Annotated in this window: 18 protein-coding genes; 12 read left to right on the forward strand and 6 right to left on the reverse strand. The window is 60.1% G+C overall.

The window, feature by feature from the left end; genetic code table 11:
• Positions 1-89: 89 nt before the first annotated feature.
• A complete protein-coding gene (locus L6D81_RS16425) occupies positions 90-1,439 on the reverse strand; it encodes a spinster family MFS transporter (RefSeq protein WP_236181048.1) in 1,350 nt (449 codons plus the stop codon).
• 302 nt (positions 1,440-1,741) lie between these two features.
• On the opposite strand from L6D81_RS16425, the gene L6D81_RS16430 reads away from it, so the two are divergent.
• Positions 1,742-2,095: a YkgJ family cysteine cluster protein gene (locus L6D81_RS16430; protein ID WP_236181050.1), complete on the forward strand. Its 354-nt coding sequence runs from the start codon at positions 1,742-1,744 to the stop codon at positions 2,093-2,095.
• 163 nt (positions 2,096-2,258) lie between these two features.
• Complete coding sequence (locus L6D81_RS16435; protein WP_236181051.1) at positions 2,259-4,541, forward strand: putative bifunctional diguanylate cyclase/phosphodiesterase; 2,283 nt, start codon at positions 2,259-2,261, stop codon at positions 4,539-4,541.
• Here the strand turns inward: L6D81_RS16435 and L6D81_RS16440 are convergent.
• Positions 4,432-5,328, reverse strand: coding sequence for an NAD(P)-dependent oxidoreductase (locus tag L6D81_RS16440; RefSeq protein WP_236181053.1), 897 nt, complete (start codon positions 5,326-5,328; stop codon positions 4,432-4,434). The genes L6D81_RS16435 and L6D81_RS16440 overlap by 110 nt on opposite strands.
• A 197-nt stretch (positions 5,329-5,525) precedes the next feature.
• Here L6D81_RS16440 and L6D81_RS16445 point away from each other — a divergent pair, with 197 nt between their 5' ends.
• Complete coding sequence (locus L6D81_RS16445; RefSeq protein WP_074691419.1) at positions 5,526-7,727, forward strand: hypothetical protein; 2,202 nt, start codon at positions 5,526-5,528, stop codon at positions 7,725-7,727.
• 249 nt (positions 7,728-7,976) lie between these two features.
• Here L6D81_RS16445 and L6D81_RS16450 read toward each other — a convergent pair whose 3' ends face one another.
• Positions 7,977-8,282, reverse strand: coding sequence for a DUF2288 domain-containing protein (locus tag L6D81_RS16450; RefSeq protein ID WP_236181055.1), 306 nt, complete (start codon positions 8,280-8,282; stop codon positions 7,977-7,979).
• A gap of 353 nt (positions 8,283-8,635) precedes the next feature.
• On the opposite strand from L6D81_RS16450, the gene L6D81_RS16455 reads away from it, so the two are divergent.
• The 5 genes from L6D81_RS16455 to L6D81_RS16475 all read left to right on the forward strand — a co-directional run bounded on the left by L6D81_RS16455 (position 8,636) and on the right by L6D81_RS16475 (position 13,637).
• Positions 8,636-9,763: a branched-chain amino acid ABC transporter substrate-binding protein gene (locus L6D81_RS16455; RefSeq protein WP_236181062.1), complete on the forward strand. Its 1,128-nt coding sequence runs from the start codon at positions 8,636-8,638 to the stop codon at positions 9,761-9,763.
• A 231-nt stretch (positions 9,764-9,994) separates the two neighbouring features.
• Positions 9,995-10,918 carry a high-affinity branched-chain amino acid ABC transporter permease LivH gene (gene livH, locus L6D81_RS16460; protein ID WP_007959165.1) on the forward strand — a complete coding sequence of 308 codons (924 nt, stop codon included), beginning with the start codon at positions 9,995-9,997 and terminating at the stop codon, positions 10,916-10,918.
• On the forward strand, positions 10,915-12,171 hold the full coding sequence (locus tag L6D81_RS16465; RefSeq protein WP_236181063.1) for a high-affinity branched-chain amino acid ABC transporter permease LivM: 1,257 nt from the start codon (positions 10,915-10,917) through the stop codon (positions 12,169-12,171). Before livH ends, L6D81_RS16465 begins: the two co-directional genes overlap by 4 nt.
• Entirely contained in the window at positions 12,168-12,935 is a 768-nt protein-coding gene (gene livG / locus L6D81_RS16470) for a high-affinity branched-chain amino acid ABC transporter ATP-binding protein LivG (protein WP_236181064.1), read from the forward strand. Before L6D81_RS16465 ends, livG begins: the two co-directional genes overlap by 4 nt.
• Positions 12,936-13,637, forward strand: coding sequence for an ABC transporter ATP-binding protein (locus tag L6D81_RS16475; RefSeq protein WP_003222380.1), 702 nt, complete (start codon positions 12,936-12,938; stop codon positions 13,635-13,637).
• A 60-nt stretch (positions 13,638-13,697) separates the two neighbouring features.
• Here the strand turns inward: L6D81_RS16475 and acpP are convergent, their stop codons facing one another.
• On the reverse strand, positions 13,698-13,937 hold the full coding sequence (acpP, locus tag L6D81_RS16480) for an acyl carrier protein (protein ID WP_236181065.1): 240 nt from the start codon (positions 13,935-13,937) through the stop codon (positions 13,698-13,700).
• A 54-nt stretch (positions 13,938-13,991) separates the two neighbouring features.
• Positions 13,992-14,243, reverse strand: a complete 252-nt coding sequence (locus L6D81_RS16485) for a hypothetical protein (protein ID WP_236181066.1) — start codon at positions 14,241-14,243, stop codon at positions 13,992-13,994.
• Between the two features lie 234 nt (positions 14,244-14,477).
• On the opposite strand from L6D81_RS16485, the gene L6D81_RS16490 reads away from it, so the two are divergent.
• From L6D81_RS16490 to L6D81_RS16505, 4 genes are read left to right on the forward strand one after another with little or no spacing between them, the layout of a single operon-like run.
• Entirely contained in the window at positions 14,478-14,783 is a 306-nt protein-coding gene (locus L6D81_RS16490; RefSeq protein WP_236181067.1) for a BufA1 family periplasmic bufferin-type metallophore, read from the forward strand.
• A 25-nt stretch (positions 14,784-14,808) separates the two neighbouring features.
• Complete coding sequence (gene bufB, locus L6D81_RS16495) at positions 14,809-15,696, forward strand: MNIO family bufferin maturase (protein ID WP_236181068.1); 888 nt, start codon at positions 14,809-14,811, stop codon at positions 15,694-15,696.
• On the forward strand, positions 15,693-16,451 hold the full coding sequence (locus L6D81_RS16500; protein ID WP_236181069.1) for an HvfC/BufC N-terminal domain-containing protein: 759 nt from the start codon (positions 15,693-15,695) through the stop codon (positions 16,449-16,451). The genes bufB and L6D81_RS16500 overlap by 4 nt, the downstream gene beginning before the upstream one ends.
• Positions 16,448-16,963: a DoxX family protein gene (locus L6D81_RS16505; RefSeq protein ID WP_236181070.1), complete on the forward strand. Its 516-nt coding sequence runs from the start codon at positions 16,448-16,450 to the stop codon at positions 16,961-16,963. The genes L6D81_RS16500 and L6D81_RS16505 overlap by 4 nt, the downstream gene beginning before the upstream one ends.
• Here the strand turns inward: L6D81_RS16505 and L6D81_RS16510 are convergent.
• Positions 16,912-17,820, reverse strand: coding sequence for a LysR family transcriptional regulator (locus L6D81_RS16510; RefSeq protein ID WP_236181071.1), 909 nt, complete (start codon positions 17,818-17,820; stop codon positions 16,912-16,914). The two genes, L6D81_RS16505 and L6D81_RS16510, sit on opposite strands and share 52 nt — an antisense overlap.
• Positions 17,821-17,905 lie beyond the last annotated feature (85 nt).

Raw genomic sequence — 17,905 nt, forward strand, 5'->3', positions numbered from 1 at the left:
CGCAGCGATGCGGGCCTTTTTTTGTCTGCCCCCCCCCTCGCCTGATCGTTCCCACGCTCCGCGTGGGAACGATCAGGCGATGCAGGTCATCAAGCGGTAACGGCCTGACTCTGCGGCTCAACCACCGCCACCAGCCCTTCCTTCATCCGCTTCGCATCCCGCACAAAACAGCGTGCCGCGAGGAACAGGAACACCATGGTCAGGAACAGCGCCACCGGGATCAGGTACATCGCATCATGCAGGCCGACGGCCTTGAACGCTTCGGTCATCTGATCGGCGCCCGCCGAGACCATTGCCGATTTGGCGAAGTGATCGGACAAACCGCCCACCACCACCGGCCCCAGACCGCCACCCAGCAAATACAACCCGGCAAAGAACAGCGCCATCGCCGTGGCCCGCAGGCGTGGCTCGACCACGTCCTGAATCGCCGTATAAACGCAGGTATAGAAGTTGTAGGCGAACAGCCAGCCCACGCTGAACACCGCGACGAATACCCCGATTTCGATGCGCCCGGCATGCAGCGCCCACGCCGTGCACAGGGTCGAGATGATCAGGCTGAACCCGGCAAACAGCAGTCGCCCGTTGGCCACCCGCTGGTGAATCTTGTCGGCGATCCAGCCGCCGAGGGTCAGGCCGATCAGCCCGGTCACCCCGACGATCACCCCGGTCGCCACTGCCGCTTCCTGCAACGGCATCAGGAAATAACGCTGCAGCATCGGCACCAGAAAGGAGTTGCAGGCATAGGTCGCGAAGTTGAAGCACAGCCCGGCCATCACCAGCCACAGGAAGGTCGGCACGGCGAGCACCCGGCGGATCGGCCTGTCGACTTTCTCTTGCGACACCTGCACGGTTTCCGCCGCGCCGCGCTTGGGTTCCTTGATGAAGAACATGAACACCGCCAGCACCAACCCCGGCACGGCGGCGATGAAGAATGGCGCGCGCCAGCTGTCGAACGCCTTGACCATCCAGCCGATGGTGAAGAAGGCGAGCAGCAGCCCCAACGGCAGGCCGAGCATGAAAATGCCCATGGCCCGAGCCCGGCGATGGGCCGGGAACAGGTCACCGATCAGCGAGTTGGCGGCGGGCGCGTAACTGGCTTCACCAATGCCGATGCCCATGCGCACCAGCAGGAAACTCCAGAAACTGCCGACCAGACCGTTGACCGCCGTCAGCGCGCTCCAGGTCGCCAGGCCCCAGCCCATCAGTTTGCTGCGCGAACCGGTGTCGGCCATGCGGCCCAGTGGTAATCCGGCAATCGCGTAGACCAGGGTGAACGCGGTACCGACGATCCCCAACTGGAAGTCACTGAGGTGCCACTCCATGCGGATCGGTTCGATGATGATCGCCGGGATGGTGCGGTCAAAGAAATTGAACAGGTTGGCGAGGAACAGCAGGAACAGAATGCGCCAGGCATTCGCCGCTTGGGTCGAGTTCTGCATGGGTCCGTCTCTTTATTGTTATGAGGGCTTCACTGCCAACGCATCCGAGCCCGGAACCTGCAATCTAGTCACGCTCGTCGGGGCTGTCTGTGATCATTCGTCAGCCTGATGACGGGCCATGGCCGCGTAACGAAACGTAAGCCCTTGAAATGCTTCGAATCCCCCGAAAACCGGGGGTTTTGCGGAAAAATCCGGCAATGAAAAAATACTTTCACGCCCCCCTTCCCAACGCCGTGGCAAAGCCTAGAATGGCCGCCGGATCCGTCCGGATCCTGCCGATCAATCCCTTTGATGCCCCCCCTATGTCCGATGTCAGTCCGTGTCTGAATTGCGGTGCCTGCTGTTCCCATTTTCGTGTGTCATTTTTCTGGGGTGAATGCGCATCCTCCGGCGGGACCGTCCCTGATGAACTGGTCACCCAGATCACGCCCAGCCGGGTCGCGATGATCGGTACCGACCGCAAGGCGCCGCGCTGCACCGCGCTGGAAGGCGAAGTCGGAACAGCCGTGAGTTGCACGATCTACGACAAGCGCTCCAGCGCCTGCCGCGAGTTCGAAGCGTCGTGGGAAAACGGCGAACAGAACACCGACTGCGACAAGGCCCGAGCCCGCTTCGGCCTGCCGCCGCTGCAACCGCACTGGAACGAAGTCGCCTGAGTTCAGGCATTTCAACGCTTAGCGCCAAACGCTATGACGCTCATGCCGAAATCATTAGCGCCAATGTGCCACTACCGCTTGCACGGCAAAAACCGCCTCTATACTGCAAACATTCGCCTGCGTTGATGACGCAGTAGGGACGCACTCAGAGACGGGGCATGCTATGGAGTGGCTTGGTTTGCAGTTTGTTGCCGAGCAGTCGGAGAGCGGGCAGGTCATCCTCAATTGCACACACAATTCCCTGCTGGTGCTGGTGGCCTATCTGGTTGCCTGCGCCGCGAGTTTTGCCACCCTCGACATGGCCGAACGGGTCGTCCACGCTGAAGAGCCCGGTTCGCAACGCCTGTGGCGCTGGATCGGTGCAACCTGCCTGGCCGGCGGCATCTGGGCCATGCACTTCATCAGCATGCTGGCGTTCCAGGCGCCGATCGACATCCAGTACGACCTGCCCGTCACCCTGTTTTCCCTGCTGATCGCGTTACTGGCGTCCTGGCTGGCAATGCACACCCTGAGCACGCCCCAACCGAGCCTGCTGCAATACGTCAAGACCGCCATCGTCATCGGCCTGGGCATCGCCGGCATGCATTATGTCGGCATGGCCGCCATGGAATCCGCCGCTACGCCCTACTACGAGCCAACCCTGTTCCTGTCGTCGATCGTGATCGCCATCGGCGCCAGCTTCGCGGCGTTATGGGTCGCCGGCTACTTGCGCGAAGGCAGTGGCCTGAACATTCAGATGCTCAAGTACCTGGCCGCGCTGATACTCGGCGCCGGCATCCTCAGCATGCACTTCACCGGCATGGCGGCGCTGCAACTGGTGCTGCCCGAGGGAGAACTGCCGACCCTGGCCGCGCAGACCAGTCAATTGCAGTTGGGGCTGAGCGTGGCACTGATCACCTTGCTGATCCTCGGCAGTGCCATCATCGCCGCGCTGGCCGACAAGAAGCTGCAGAACAAGGAACACGATCTGCGCCGGGTCAACGCCCTGCTCAGTCAGCTCGATCAGGCGCGCATGTCGCTGCAGCACGTGGCCAATTACGACGCCCTGACCAACCTGATCAACCGGCGCGGCTTCAATCAGATCTTCGCCGAAAAACTCAGCCAGAAAACCAGTGAAGGCGGCATGCTCGCGGTCATGTTTCTCGACATCGACCACTTCAAGCGCATCAATGACAGCCTCGGCCATGATGCCGGCGACGCCCTGCTCAAAGTCATCGCGCAGCACATCAAGGGCTCCGTGCGCAGCCACGAAGATGTGGTCGCGAGGTTCGGCGGCGACGAGTTCTGCATCCTGATCGGCCTGCGCGACCGCGAGGAAGCGCGCAATCTTGCCCAGCGCATCATGCTCAAGATGAAAGAGCCGATCGAACTCGCCGGACGGCGCATGGTGATGACCACCAGCATCGGCATCAGCCTGTTTCCCGAGGACGGCTCCACCTGCGATGAACTGCTCAAGCACGCGGATCTGGCGCTGTACCAATCCAAAGGCGCCGGGCGCAACGGGGTGCATTTTTTCGATGCCAACCTGAAAAACCGCGCCAGCCTCGAACTGCAACTGGAGGAAGAGCTGCGCCACGCCCTGCGTGAAGAGAACGGCCTGCTGCTGTATTACCAGCCGATCTTCGAACTCAAGACCGGCAAGGTCACCAAGCTCGAAGCGCTGATCCGCTGGCAGCACCCGGTGCACGGCCTGCTCACTCCGGATCGCTTCATTGCCATCGCTGAAAACAACGGCCTGATCGCCGAACTCGACAACTGGGTATTGCGCAAGGCCTGTGAAGACCTCGGCGAGCTGTCGCGCCATGGTTGCGAAGACTTGAAGATTGCCTGGAACTGCTCGCCGCTGAATCTGGCCCGGGAAGAACTGGCCAATGAAATCGAGCACGCCCTGCGCAGCGCCGGTGTTGCCCCGGAACGGCTGGAACTGGAAGTCACCGAAAACGCCTTGATGGGCAACATCGCCAACACGCTGGTGCTGCTGCGGCAGATCCGCGCCCTCGGCGTGTCACTGTCGATCGATGACTTCGGCACCGGCTATTCGTCGCTGGCCTACCTCAAGCGCCTGCCGCTCAATACCCTGAAGGTCGACCGCTCGTTCATCCTCGATATTCCCAAGGCCACCGCCGACATGGAGATCGTCCAGGCGATCATCGTCATGGCGCACACCCTGCACTTGCAGGTGGTCACCGAAGGCGTCGAAAGCCTGGAGCAATACGAGTTTCTCGAGCGTTCGGGCTGCGACTTCATTCAGGGTTACCTGCTCAGTCGCCCGGTGCCACTGGCCGAACTGCGCCCGGTGCTGGAGGAAATCAACCAGCGCAAACACGCGCACACGCTCAATCCGCTGAGTCTGGCCCGCGGTACATTTGCACCAGTGTCGCTGGATCCTTCTGCAAAAAGCCCTGCGCCCCATGCAGGCGCATCAGTTGTGCGGCCAATCCGCTGATCGGCGTGGCCGAACCGGTTTCCCGGGAAAACTTCACTGCGGTATCCAGATCTTTCAGCAGCGTGCGCACGTGCCACTTCACCGGCTCGAAACGGCTTTCGGCCATTTGCGGGGCGAGAATCTGCAACGGTTTCGAATCGGCAAAACCACCGGCCAGCGCCTCGGCGATCAGGCTGGCATCAACCCCGGCCTGTTCGGCCAGCGCCACCACTTCGGCGATCACCAGGGCGTTGCAGGCGACGATCATCTGATTGCAGGCCTTGGTCACCTGACCGGCGCCGATGCCGCCCATGTGCGTGACGCGCTGCCCGAGTTCGAGCAATACCGGTCGTACGCGATCAAGATCCGCTGCATCACCGCCCACCATGATCGCCAGACTGCCGGCCTCGGCGCCGACCACCCCGCCGGACACCGGCGAATCAAGCCAGCTCATACCCGTCCTGCCGGCCAGCTCGGCTGCCATTTCACGGGTGGCCGTCGGTTCAAGGCTGGAAAAATCCACCAGCAACTGACCGGGCTTCGCCCCTTCGGCCACGCCGGCCGGGCCGAACACCACTTCGCGCACCACCGCCGTGTCGGCCAGGCACAGCATCACCACATCGGCCTGCTCACAGAGTTCAGCGGGGGTCGCCACCTGCCGGGCGCCGGCCTCGACCAGCGGCGCGCACTTGGCCGGGTTGCGGTTCCACACGGTCAACGGATAACCGGCGGCCAGAAGTCGGCGGCCCATCGGCAGGCCCATCAGGCCGATTCCGGCAAAACCCAACGAAGGTCGCGTTGACATCATTTAGCCTCCTTTTGATTAAAGATCGCCGAATAATGGCCGATCCATCATCAATCAGGAAAGGATTCCCCCGCGCGGCACTCAGGCCATACCCCTGACACGCGGGCCAAACACGCGCAGAAAAAAGACGCGAGATTCCCATTCCGTGAGGTTCGACGACAGCGGTCGTCGAACCAACCAGTCCAGGTAGATGGCGCACAATGACTTCTAAAAACAATCCGGCCACTGCGGTATCCGATCTGACTCTGAGCCCTGCGGCAAACAGCCCTGCCCCGATGAAGCCATTGCCACCCTCGCGCCCGCTGGGCACCCAGCAATACCTGTACTTCACCGAAACCAACACTGACCGCATCCTCGACAACCTCGACGGTTTGCGTGACCTGGTGTTCCCGCGCCCGCCGCACCTGGAAGGCGACAACGAACAGCACAACGATCAGGAATTCCCGTCGGTGTGCCTGATCGGACTCGGTCGCTGCGGTTCCAACATCGCCCTCGACGTGGCGGAGCTGGTGTACAACGCGCGCAAGTTCTACCTCAACGAATTCAACAACGAAGATCGCCCTTCGAGCGATCGTCGCCTGGCCGACAAGGGCTACAGCCCGGCCCAGTGGATCAAGACCAACCTGCGGATCGGCCCGAACAAGGGCAGCAAACCGGTGTTCCTGGTGGAACCGCTGGTGATGCTCGGCGACCTGGACAAGGACATCGCCGGGCGTATCCGCTTCTCGCGCAAGGGCGAAAAAAGCGGTTTTCTGCGCGACTACAGCAAGATGAAGATCATGGACTTGTCCGAAGTCCACGCCGGTGGCGCCGGTAACGCGCCGATCCTCGGCCAGTACCTGGCGAAGATCATCCTCAACAAGGACACCCAGCGTTTCTCCAGCCCTGACTGGAAAATGATCCACTCGTACCTGATCGACAGCTGCGGCATCAAGGCCAACCAGTCGCGCCTGTATTTCTCGATCTTCAGTGCCGGCGGCGGTACCGGTTCGGGCATGGCCTCGGAATTCGGCCTGGCCCAGCAGCACTCGTACATGAACAAGACGTTCGACACCAAGCCGATGGACGAGCATGACGGCAAGAGCGGTCATTCGTTCGTGTTCGAGCCGATTTTCACCAGCGGCATCTGCGTGCTGCCGAACATCTCCGACCACCGCAGCGAAATGTCCGAGGCGCTGCACATCAACGCCGGTCGCCTGCTGTGCAAATACCTGTCGGAAGAATGGGATTTCTCCTACAACTTCGCCAACGAAGACAGTAGCGAAGCCAGCGTCATGGGCCGTATCCGCCCGTGGAACGCGATGATGCTGATCTCCAACGACATCATGCGTTACGCCGAAGAGAGCGATGACGGCAACATCCAGAACATTGATGTCAATGCGATGGAGAAGCATGCCAACCAGTACATCTCGCAGCAGATCTTCAACATTCTGACGGCCCAGGCGGTTACGACCGACTATGACCAGAACTATTTCCGTCGTGCCGGCATCGACATCGGTGAGACCATTCGCCTGGACGCCAACGACCTGTTCATGAGTCTGGCCGGCCCGGTGGCGATTGCCTACGCCGAATCCGTGGTGCCGGAAACCCCGCCGCCAAGCAGCGACAAATTCAAGGTGTTCGACAAAGAGCCGCAGCGCCTGAACATCGACGACCTGTTCTTCCGCTCGATCGACCTGCCGCACTTCAACAAGGTGACCCAGGCCATCGAAGGCATCAGCCTGCTGCCGATCGAGTCCAAGCGCTATCGCGCGTCGCTGGAGCAGTACAAGAACTCGGGCTACGACGCCGCCGCGCTGCATGACCTGCATTTCTTCAAGAACTGCTCGTCGGTGGTCTCGATCGTTTCGCTGCCCAAAGACTACAAACTGTCGTACATGGACCTGAACCGGTTGAAGACCCACCTCAACAGCCTGTTCCCCAACACCACGCTCAAGCGTTACGCGCTGGTGATCGGCGCCTCGGCCAACCTGTCGCTGACCACCCTGATCGCCAAGAGCCCGTGCCTGTCGGACGACTTCCTGACGCTGATCGTGGCGTTCATCAAGCGTTGCTTCGCCAAGACACCGTACCGTTTCGACGAAACCCTGGACAACTCGATCCTCGATTTCATCATTCAGGAAGAGTTCGACGAGGATCGCATCGACGACCTGCTCAACGAATTCGAAAACCCGGCGAAGATCCTCGACACCAACTGGTACGCGATCAAGCCGATGTACGAGAAGAAATACCGCGAGTTGATCAACGACAAAGAGAAGTTTGTCTCGATCAATGACATTCGCCTGTCGCGCGATTGCGTGAAGAAGTCGATCAAGTACCTGCGCGAGATCTACCGTCACCGGATCGGCAAGACCAAGGTTATTTCCCTCAATAACCACACCGGCAAGTCTTATTCGGTCTGATCAAAGACCGCGTCGCCCCCATCGCTGGCAAGCCAGCGATGGGGCCTGGCATTCACTGAAGATTTCAGCCTTTCCAACATCCCGAAACAATTAAGCAGCCGTTAGGCGGCTTACTAAACTGTGCCCGTTACGTTTACGTCACCGTTATGCCACCCACGCTTGTGGCATTTCTCTACGGCAATCGGCCATCACGCTACTGCGCTACACACTTTACGCCGCTCATCACTCGCACCAACAAGGTGCAACCCTTCAGGCCGACGCCCTTTCCTGGACCAGGATCCACGGCCGGACCACCACCGCCCACATCTCGGGGTCGCGCTCGAAAATATCCAGCGCCCGCGTTTCAGACAGCTTGGCGACCTTGTCTTCGGCCAGCCAGGCAGCGACTTTCTCGCCCTGATCCGACGCCACGGCCTCGGCGACCGCGATCAAATCCAGGCTGGGGTCGACCCACAATAGGGCACCCTGGGCGTAGAAGCGCTCCAGCTCTTTCCAGGTAATAGATGCGGTTTCACCAAGCAGCTTGGCATAGAGGGTGCTAGGTTCTTGATTCATGGGACTGTCCGGAATAGAAATCGGCGCGAATGATAACGTCGGTGGTCCGGCAGAAAAACCCGGTTGCAAAAGGCCGTACCGAACGAAAAGAGCAGGAACGCCAAGGAATGCTGATGATTGGGGCATAAGCCCTCTGAACGTCCCGCCGCAATTCTGTCTTTTTCTTTCACTTAAGCGACACCCTCAGGTTTTGCCCCCTGGCGCCAGCTTCCCAGGCCAACAACCGGCGCTCTACACTGTACCGGTACAGTTGCCGGGGGCATTTCCGGAGGGTATCGCCTTAGATATCTGTCCCGGTTCTGCTGCTACGGCGTCAGGACTCTAAAAAAATACAACAGTAAGAGTGGAGCACTATGACTAAGGCTACTAAGCAGATTTCCAAACTGTTTGCCGCTATGGTTCTGGCCGGGGTTGCCAGCCATTCGTTCGCAGCTGACACCATCAAGATCGGTATCGCCGGCCCTAAAACCGGTCCAGTAGCCCAGTACGGCGACATGCAGTTCAGTGGCGCGAAAATGGCCATCGAACAGATCAACGCCAAAGGCGGCGTCGACGGCAAGAAGCTCGAAGCCGTCGAATACGATGACGCTTGCGATCCTAAACAAGCGGTAGCGGTTGCGAACAAGGTCGTCAACGACGGCGTCAAGTTCGTGGTCGGTCACCTGTGCTCCAGCTCCACCCAGCCTGCTTCGGACATCTACGAAGACGAAGGCGTGATCATGATCACTCCGGCTGCCACCAGCCCGGACATCACCAACCGTGGTTACAAAATGGTCTTCCGCACCATCGGTCTGGACAGCGCCCAGGGCCCTGCCGCCGGTAACTACATCGCCGATCACGTGAAGCCGAAAATCGTCGGCGTGCTGCACGACAAGCAGCAGTACGGTGAAGGCATCGCCACTGCCGTCAAATCCACTCTCGAGAAGAAAGGCACCAAGGTTGCCGTGTTCGAAGGCGTCAACGCCGGCGACAAGGACTTCTCCGCAATCATCGCCAAGCTCAAGCAAGCCAACGTCGACTTCGTCTACTACGGCGGCTACCACCCGGAGCTGGGTCTGATCCTGCGTCAAGCCCAGGAAAAAGGCCTGAAAGCCAAGTTCATGGGGCCGGAAGGCGTGGGTAACGACTCGATCACCCAGATCGCCAAGGACGCGGCCGAAGGCCTGTTGGTGACCCTGCCGAAATCCTTCGACCAGGATCCGGCCAACGTGGCCCTGGCCGATGCATTCAAGGCCAAGAAAGAAGACCCGAGCGGCCCGTTCGTGTTCCCGTCCTACTCGGCCGTTGAAGTGATTGCCGAAGGTATCAAGGCTGCCAAGTCCGAAGATACTGCCAAAGTGGCTGAAGCCATCCACAAAGGCACCTTCAAGACCCCGACCGGCGACCTGAGCTTCGACGACAAGGGCGACCTGAAGGACTTCAAGTTCGTGGTTTACACATGGCACGCCAACGGCCCAAAAACTGAAGCGTCGCCTCAGTAAGGCGCTGCCTGACTGACTGCCAATAAAGCCCACGGCGTGCCGTGGGCTTTGTTTTACGAATGTATTGGGCCGCGCTGGCGTGATCCGCCAGTCTCCCCACCTGAAAATCTCAAAACCGTCATCAGCGGTTCGCTGGCAAAACCCGGATTCGAAGTGGATAAAGATCCACGGGACCGGGCGGGAAAATGACTCCACCAGTGAAATGCGTATCAGGTTTTTAGGAGCGCTGTAATGCCTGACATCTATCACTTCTTCCAACAGCTGGTTAACGGCTTGAACGTTGGCAGCATGTATGCCCTGATTGCCATCGGCTACACGATGGTCTACGGCATCATTGGAATGATCAACTTCGCCCACGGCGAGGTGTACATGATCGGTTCCTACGTGGCGTTCATCGCCATCGCCGGGCTGACCATGATGGGACTCGAAAGCGTCCCGCTGTTGATGACCGTGGCGTTCATCGCCAGCATCGTCGTCACCAGCTCCTACGGTTACAGCATCGAACGCATTGCCTACCGCCCGTTGCGCGGCAGCAACCGTCTGATCCCGCTGATTTCCGCGATCGGTATGTCGATCTTCCTGCAGAACACGGTTCTGCTGGCGCAAGACTCCAAGGACAAAGCAATCCCCAACCTGATTCCGGGCAATTTCGCCTTCGGCCCAGGTGGCGCACATGAAGTGCTGATTTCCTACATGCAAATCGTGGTGTTCGTGGTCACCCTGATCGCCATGCTCGGCCTCACGCTGTTCATCTCCCGCTCTCGCCTGGGCCGCGCCTGCCGCGCCTGCGCCGAAGACATCAAGATGGCCAACCTGCTGGGCATCAACACCAACAACATCATCGCCCTGACCTTCGTCATCGGTGCTGCGCTGGCGGCCGTCGCGGCCGTGCTGCTGAGCATGCAATACGGCGTGATCAACCCGAACGCCGGTTTCCTCGTCGGCCTCAAGGCCTTCACCGCCGCGGTACTGGGCGGGATCGGCAGCATCCCCGGCGCCATGCTCGGCGGGCTGGTGCTCGGGGTGGCGGAAGCCTTTGGCGCCGATATCTTCGGCGACCAGTACAAGGACGTCGTGGCTTTCGGCTTGTTGGTTCTGGTGCTGTTGTTCCGTCCGACCGGCATTCTGGGCCGTCCGGAGGTTGAGAAAGTATGACTAGGAATCTTAAACAGGCGCTGTTCAGCGCCTTGCTGGTCTGGGCCGTGGCCTATCCGGTACTGGGTCTGAAACTGACCATCGTCGGCACCAACCTGGAAGTGCACAACACCAGCCCGGCCATTCTGGCGACCATCGCCATCTGCTCGGTGCTGATGTTCCTGCGAGTGCTGTTCAACCAGCAGATCAGCAAGGCGTGGCGTTCCTCGCCGGGCATGCCGCTGATCCCGGCCAAGGCCAGCAACTTCCTGACCCTGCCGACCACCCAGCGCTACTTCATCATCGCGCTGATCATCGGTGCGCTGGTGTGGCCGTTCTTCGGCTCCCGTGGCGCGGTGGACATCGCGACGCTGATCCTGATCTACGTGATGCTCGGCCTGGGCCTGAACATCGTGGTCGGTCTGGCCGGTCTGCTCGACCTGGGTTACGTCGGCTTCTACGCCGTCGGTGCCTACAGCTACGCGCTGCTGTCGCACTACTACGGCCTGAGCTTCTGGATCTGCCTGCCGATTGCCGGCCTGATGGCCGCCACGTTCGGCTTTCTGCTCGGCTTCCCGGTGTTGCGTCTGCGCGGCGACTACCTGGCGATCGTGACCCTCGGTTTCGGGGAAATCATCCGCCTGTTCCTGCGTAACCTGACCGACATCACCGGCGGCCCGAACGGCATCAGCAACATCGAGAAACCGACGTTCTTCGGTCTGACCTTCGAACGCAAGGCTGCGGAAGGCCTGCAAACCTTCCACGAGTATTTCGGCCTGCAATACAACTCGATCAACAAGGTGATCTTCCTCTACCTGGTTGCCCTGCTGCTGGCGCTGGCTGCGCTGTTCATCATCAACCGCCTGCTGCGCATGCCGATCGGCCGTGCGTGGGAAGCGCTGCGTGAAGATGAAATCGCCTGCCGCGCACTGGGTCTCAACCCGACCGTGATCAAGCTGTCGGCGTTCACCCTGGGCGCGAGCTTCGCCGGTTTCGCCGGCAGCTTCTTCGCCGCCCGTCAGGGTCTGGTGACGCCGGAATCGTTCACCTTCATCGAGTCGGCGATCATCCTCGCCATCGTGGTACTGGGTGGCATGGGCTCGCAGCTGGGCGTGATTCTCGCGGCCGTGGTAATGATCCTGCTGCCGGAAATGATGCGTGAGTTCAGTGAGTACCGCATGTTGATGTTCGGTGCCCTGATGGTGCTGATGATGATCTGGCGACCTCAAGGTCTGCTGCCCATGCAACGTCCTCACATGGAGCTGCGCAAATGAGCCGCGAGATCCTGAAAGTCGAAAATCTGAGCATGCGCTTCGGCGGCCTGCTGGCGGTCAACGGCGTGGCCCTGACCGTGAAGGAAAAACAGGTGGTGGCACTGATCGGGCCGAACGGCGCGGGCAAGACCACCGTCTTCAACTGCCTGACCGGTTTCTACCAGCCATCGGGTGGCAGCATCTTGCTGGACGGCGAGCCGATCCAAGGCCTGCCGGGCCACAAGATCGCCCTCAAGGGCGTGGTGCGCACCTTCCAGAACGTGCGGTTGTTCAAGGACATGACGGCGATCGAGAACCTGTTGATCGCCCAGCACCGTCACCTGAACACCAACTTCCTGTCCGGCCTGTTCAAGACCCCGGCGTTTCGCAAGAGCGAGCGCGAGGCCATGGAGTTCGCCGAGTACTGGCTGGAAAAGGTCAACCTCAAAGAGTTCGCCAACCGTCCTGCCGGCACGCTGGCCTACGGTCAGCAGCGTCGTCTGGAAATCGCCCGCTGCATGATGACCCGTCCGCGGATCCTCATGCTCGACGAACCGGCCGCCGGCCTGAACCCGAAGGAAACCGAAGACCTCAAGGCGCTGATCAGCGTGCTGCGTGAAGAGCACAACGTGACCGTGCTGCTGATCGAACACGACATGAAACTGGTCATGAGCATTTCCGACCACATCGTCGTGATCAACCAGGGCACGCCCCTGGCCGACGGCACGCCGGAGCAGATCCGCGACAATCCTGAAGTGATCAAAGCCTACCTGGGGGAAGCGTAAATGCTGCAGTTCGAAAACGTTTCCACCTTCTACGGCAAGATCCAGGCCCTGCACAGCGTCAACGTCGAAGTCCGCCAGGGCGAGATCGTGACCCTGATCGGCGCCAACGGTGCCGGCAAGTCCACCCTGCTGATGACGCTGTGCGGTTCGCCGCAGGCGCACAGCGGCAGCATCCGCTACATGGGTGAGGAACTGGTCGGCCAGGACTCGTCGCAGATCATGCGCAAGAGCATCGCCGTGGTGCCGGAAGGTCGTCGGGTGTTTGCCCGCCTGACCGTCGAGGAAAACCTGTCCATGGGCGGGTTCTTCACCGACAAGGGCGACTATCAGGAACAGATGGACAAGGTGCTCGGCCTTTTCCCACGTCTGAAAGAACGCTTCAACCAGCGCGGCGGCACCATGTCCGGCGGCGAACAGCAAATGCTCGCCATCGGCCGGGCGCTGATGAGCAAGCCGAAACTGCTGCTGCTCGACGAGCCGTCGCTGGGCCTGGCACCGATCATCATCCAGCAGATCTTCGACATCATCGAACAGCTGCGCAAGGACGGTGTGACGGTGTTCCTGGTCGAACAGAACGCCAACCAGGCGCTGAAAATCGCCGACCGTGCGTACGTTCTGGAGAATGGCCGGGTGGTGATGCAAGGCACCGGCGAAGCACTGCTGACCGACCCGAAAGTGCGCGAGGCGTACCTCGGCGGTTGATGGATCGCTTGAAACAGAAAACGGCCTTCGGGCCGTTTTTTTTGCTGTCCCACGCACGCCTCAAACGCTCGAATGCTTCTCTGCATAGTCGATCGCCTGTTGAACCGTGGTAATTTTCTCGGCCTCTTCGTCCGGGATTTCCATCTCGAATTCTTCTTCCAGTGCCATAACCAATTCAACGGTGTCCAGGGAGTCCGCCCCAAGGTCTTCGACAAACTTGTTTTGGGGAGCGATGTCCTCGAGCTTCACGCCTAAATTCTCGGCCACAATCTTTTTGACTCTTTGCTCGATACTTTCCATCTTCAATACCTCACGCATTGATGATTCAAAGCTGTCAACACGACCGAATGAAACTCAGCGTTTGAGCTTCGCGCCCAGCGTCTCATTGGGAGAGATAACACCCAGCGCCTGCATCAGGTCGCTGACGGCGTGGAGCATTCCCATGTCTTCGAGTGTTGCCTTCCGGTTCAAGATCCGGCGCAGGCACGAATAGATCTTCAGCTCCCCAAACGCCGCATCGTCATACCTCACTCTTTCATCAAGAAGGGTGTTCGCCTTTTCATCGATTTTCGACTGAACGAATTTGATCAATTCAACCCTGGTCATAACGTGTTCCTCGCAAACGACTTGGCCTGCTTTGAATCTACTCAACTGATTGCCTGCCGCCCACTGTCAGAAATGACAGGGACGGATAACCGTTCGCGATCAGCCTCGAATACTTATTCCAAATGTCTTTGTTTTTTTTTGCCGTCGGCTGTAACGCATCGCACAGTCGTTTCTCTAGTGGGGCAAGCAAGCGCAATCGCTTGTTCAAACCCAAGTTCAAACCGGAGAAACATCATGACTGCTACCTCCCGCACCCTGTCCGCCACCGCCCTGGTTCTGGCCCTCGGTTCTGCTCTGAGCATCGCTGCCGTCTCCACCGCCCACGCTGCTGACGACAACATGGAAAAATGCTTCGGCGTGGCCATGAAAGGCAAGAACGATTGCGCCGCAGGCGCGGGCACCACCTGTGCCGGCACCGCGAAAATGGATCATCAGGCCAACGCCTGGAAACTGGTTCCGAAAGGCACCTGCACCACCACCGAAAGCAAAACCTCGCCGACCGGTTTCGGTCAGCTCGAAGCGTTCAAAGCCAAGTCCTGATCCGGGAGCCTCCCGAGTGTCGATCATGATCACATCCTGCGACCATGCCTTGCGCCGCACTCGGGCAGCCCTTTGCGGGCTCCCGTCCCGTGCCGGGCTGGGACTCAAGAGCGAGCACTTCAGGGAAGTGCTCGATTCACGACCGGACATCGGTTTCTTTGAAGTCCACGCCGAAAACTACATGGTGGCCGGCGGCCCGTTTCATCACTTTCTGGGTTTGATTCGCGAGGCGTATCCGCTGTCGCTGCACGGCGTCGGGCTGTCCATCGGTGCCGAGGGCCCGCTGGATGTTCAGCACCTCAAACGTCTGGCGGCGCTGATCGAGCGCTATCAACCCCACTCCTTTTCCGAACACCTGGCCTGGTCGAGCCACGGCCCGGTGTTCCTCAATGATTTGCTGCCTCTGGCGTACGACACGCCGACGCTGAACCGCGTCTGCGACCACATCGACCAGGTGCAGAACACCCTCAAGCGTCCGATGCTGCTGGAGAACCCGGCAACCTATCTGGCGTTCCAGCGCTCGACCATCGACGAAGCGGATTTCATCCGTGAAGTCATCCGGCGCACTGGCTGCGGTCTGTTGCTGGACGTGAACAATATCTACGTCTCGTGCATCAACCATCAGCGCGATCCCCAGGCTTACCTCGACGCACTGCCGCTGCACGCGGTGGGCGAGATTCATCTGGCGGGTTTTGCTGAAGATTCCGACAGCCTCGGTGATCGTCTGTTGATCGACGATCACGGCGCGCCAATCGATCAAGCGGTCTGGTCGCTGTACCGGCAAGCGCTGGAACGCATCGGCCCGGTGGCGACATTGATCGAACGGGACAATCAGGTGCCGGCCTTCAGCGTGCTGTTGGCAGAAGCGCAACAAGCCGATGAACTGTTGCTGTGCGCGGGAGGTCGGCCATGAGCACGCAAGCCGCGTTCAGCGCCGCATTGCTCGATATCGACCGGCCCTGCCCCGACGGTTTGTGCAGCGCCAACGGCGCCGATCCGGCCAGCCGTTTCGCGGTGTACCGCAACAACGTGCAGGGTTCGTTGATCAACGCTTTAGCCGACAGCTATCCCGTGGTGATGCAGTTGGTGGGTGACGAATTCTTCCGGGCCATGGCCGGAGTTTTCGTGCAAAGCCATCCGCCACTCAGTCCGTTGATGAGCGACTACGGCCGTGAGCTGGCGGACTTCATCAGCGGATTCGAACCTGTCGCGAGCGTTCCCTATCTGGCCGACGTCGCGAGGCTGGAACGCTTGCGCACGCAGGCCTACCACGCTGCCGATGCGTTGCCTCTGAGTCAGGAGCGGATCGCTGCCGTATTCGCAGATGCCGATGCGCTGAACGAACTGCACATCGGTCTGCATCCTTCGCTGTATCTGCTCGATTCAAACTTCCCCGTGGTGGACATCTGGGCCGCGCATCAGCACGACGCCACGCTGGCCGGAGTCGATCTTCATCACGCTCAACACGCGTTGATCCTGCGCAATGGGCTGGAGGTCGAGGTGTTCGCCGTGGAGCGCGGCGCCAGCCAGTTCATTCGCCAGCTCAAGGCCGGTCTGTCACTGACCCGGGCGCTGGAATCCGCCGAGGCCTTTGACCTCAGTCAGACCCTCGCCCTGCTCATCAGCCGCCAAGTCATCATCAATTTCCACCCGAAGGTGTCGTCATGAACAGTTTCGTTACTCGCGCCATCGCGCTGCTGGAAAAAACCCCTCACAGCCTGATCGCCTTCATCGCGCGTTTTTCCATCGCAGCCGTATTCTGGAAGTCCGGGCAGACCAAGGTCGAAGGGCTGGCCGTCGACCTGATCGATGGCACCTTCGAGTTCGGCTGGCCGCGTCTGGCCGACTCGACGATTCCGCTCTTCAAGAGCGAATACCAAGTACCGCTGCTGTCACCGGAAATCGCTGCGCATCTGGCGGCGTTTGCCGAGCATTTCTTCCCGATTCTGATCCTGATCGGCTTCGCCACACGTTTTTCGGCGCTGGCATTGCTGGGCATGACCCTGACCATTCAACTGTTCGTGTATCCGGATGCCTACCCGACCCACGGCACCTGGATGGCGGTGTTGCTGTACCTGATGGCGACCGGACCGGGCAAAGTGTCGATCGATCACCTGATCGCCCGGCACTACAACCGGTCCAGCGCTTCGCCGCTGAGTTTGAACCAGCCGATCAAATAATCCGCCAGTACCTGAGTGCGTTTCGGTAGCCCGCCCTGATACGGGTGCACCAGGTACATCGGCATGCGTCGGGTCTGAAAATCGCGAAGGAGCCAGCGCAATCGGCCATCAGCCAATTCCGCCTGCAGCAGATAGGACGGCAGGCGAGCGATCCCGGCGCCGGCCAGTGCGGCTTTCTTCAACAGGTTGTAGTGATTGCTGGCGAACGGCCCCGACACCCTTACCCGCAGCAGTTCGTGCTGCTGGTGATAGAGCCACTCCTCGCGACCGCTGTAATGACTGTTGAGCAGGCAGCGATGTTCGGCCAGTGCCTGCGGCGTCAGCGGTTCGCCAAAACGTTGCAGATACACAGGGCTGGCGCAGGTCATTTCCTGCCAGGCCAGCAGCGGTCTGGCCACCAGTCGCTCGTCATTGGCGACCTCGGTGCGGATCGCCAGATCGAAGCCGTCGCGGGACAGGTCGCGGTAGCTGTTGTTCAGCTCCAGTTCGATCTGCACTTCGGGGTATTTCCGGGAAAAATCCAGCAGCAGTCCGTCGAAGAAGGTTTCCCCCAGCGACACCGGAACCGTCATACGCACGGGACCTGCCATGTCGTCCTTCAATCGCGCCAATGCCTGACGCGCTTTTTCGACCTGGACGACAAGCGCCTGAGCCTGCGGTAACAGCGCCGCACCGGCCGCCGTCAGGCTCAGCCGGCGCGTGGTGCGTTGCAGCAACACCACAGAAAACCGCGCCTCCAGCTGACTGATGCGCTTGGACAACTGTCCCTTGCTGCACCCCAGTTGCTGCGCCGCCAAGGTAAAACTGCCGGCCTCGATCAACACCGCGAACGCCGCCAGATCATCCATCTCGCTCATGGATTGTTTCCATTTGAAAACCAAAGGTTGCCCATTAGCGCGCTTATCAGCGGAAAAAACCACTCTAGACTGCAACCTCGTTCAA

Source organism: Pseudomonas sputi (genome assembly GCF_021603585.1).
GTDB classification, from domain to species: Bacteria; Pseudomonadota; Gammaproteobacteria; order Pseudomonadales; family Pseudomonadaceae; genus Aquipseudomonas; species Aquipseudomonas sputi.